Below are 1,429 nucleotides of genomic sequence, written 5' to 3'. Positions count from 1 at the left end.
GGGCATAGGAACCAGATTCGTTTACCCCAGGATCAACTCCGGCGAATGCAGTAAGGGCTCCTTTATGCGTGAATCTGGTTACATCACCGATCTCAGCCATAAGCTGTGGACCGAGAGATGGACCAATCCCTTTAAACTGCATGACAATTGAGTATTCAGGAAGCTTTGAGGCAGTCTCGTTCATGAGAGTGCGTATTGTTTCGACAGTAACGGAAGTACTGTTGAGCTGATCGACAGCTTGTCTGATGATATGTTTGGTTATTTCATTCTTAGGAAATACTGGAACAAGTTCCTTTGTTTTGGTGTAAATTTCTTCCGCTTTTGATTTATTGAAGGCATATTTTTTGCGCTTGCACCAGTTCTGATAATGTTCAACAAAAGCGTTTAGAGACATTTTACGAATGCAATCTACATGCCAGTATGTAGAGACAAAATCAACCCATTTCTGGGAACCATCACTGCGGGTGGGACTATTGAAATAAGTATTTGCATTTGGATAGGTCTGGTCAATGAGGCCAATAAGATTATTTTTCATAGCCGTTTTTTGTTTCACATAGAAATGGAACTGACGATTCATGACCTTTAGCTGAGCGCGTAATTCATCTGTAATACTATACGGTTCAAGACTTTGCCATTTGTCAAGAGCGTAGCGGGCAATCTTGACAGAATCAGCTTTGTCGGACTTGATTTTGCGAAGAGAATCGTTATTAAAATCTTTGACCAACTTGGGATTAACAGCACTGACAAAGAGATCTGCTGCTGAAAGCTGGTGAGCAAGTGCTTCGTAGTAGCGGCCGGTATGTTCCATTACAACCCGGGATTCACCTTCGATAGAATGAATAAGTTTAATAAGTGAATGGATATCACTGGATGTGTGCTTAATCTCAAAAGGAGAGGATACAATCTCCCCAAATGGTCTCAGAATTGTAACCATACTTTTACCTTTTGAAACATCGATACCTACTGCGTTCATAAATTTATCACTCCTTAAAAAATATTACAATGGATAAATACCAGTTTTACTCATTACCTGTTCAAACTACTGTGTGTGACACGAATGCACCTAATGTGATTCAACCTGCATAAAACGAACACTGTGAATGAGGAGCCGGTTATCAGTCTAAAGTACGGACGCGAGGTCCAAGTGATGAAGTCGATATACCATTGCATCCTACATTCTAACAGTTTAAGTAATGAGATGGATAAATCCTTACTGGAAGTAAGGGGATTACCCATAAATATATTGTAGTAGTGATGAGTTAGACGCGCAAGATTTTTGATAAAAATGAGAACAAATGTTTGATATATTCCTATGTATATGGTATAATGTTTTTATGGGAAAAGATATGTTTACAATTAATAAAAATGATCTTTCATATGGTAGAGGATATGTGTACTCTCTGCAGTATCATCTGGTCTGGTGTACAAA

General features: G+C 38.8%; 1 protein-coding gene and 1 pseudogene. One reads left to right on the top strand and one right to left on the bottom strand.

The annotated features are described in order from the left end of the window. Positions 1 to 973 (bottom strand): IS110 family transposase (locus DW769_RS16280; protein WP_118660883.1); only part of this gene is annotated, 973 nt, incomplete at its 3' end. Between the two features lie 361 nt (positions 974 to 1,334). On the opposite strand from DW769_RS16280, the pseudogene DW769_RS17490 reads away from it, so the two are divergent. Continuing rightward, positions 1,335 to 1,429: pseudogene (locus DW769_RS17490) on the top strand (IS200/IS605 family transposase); the annotation flags it as partial.

Source organism: Blautia sp. AM29-29 (genome assembly GCF_003480555.1).
Classification (GTDB): domain Bacteria; phylum Bacillota; class Clostridia; order Lachnospirales; family Lachnospiraceae; genus Fusicatenibacter; species Fusicatenibacter saccharivorans.
Note: the sequence above shows the minus strand (reverse complement) of the source record. Positions and strands in the feature narration are given on the sequence as shown.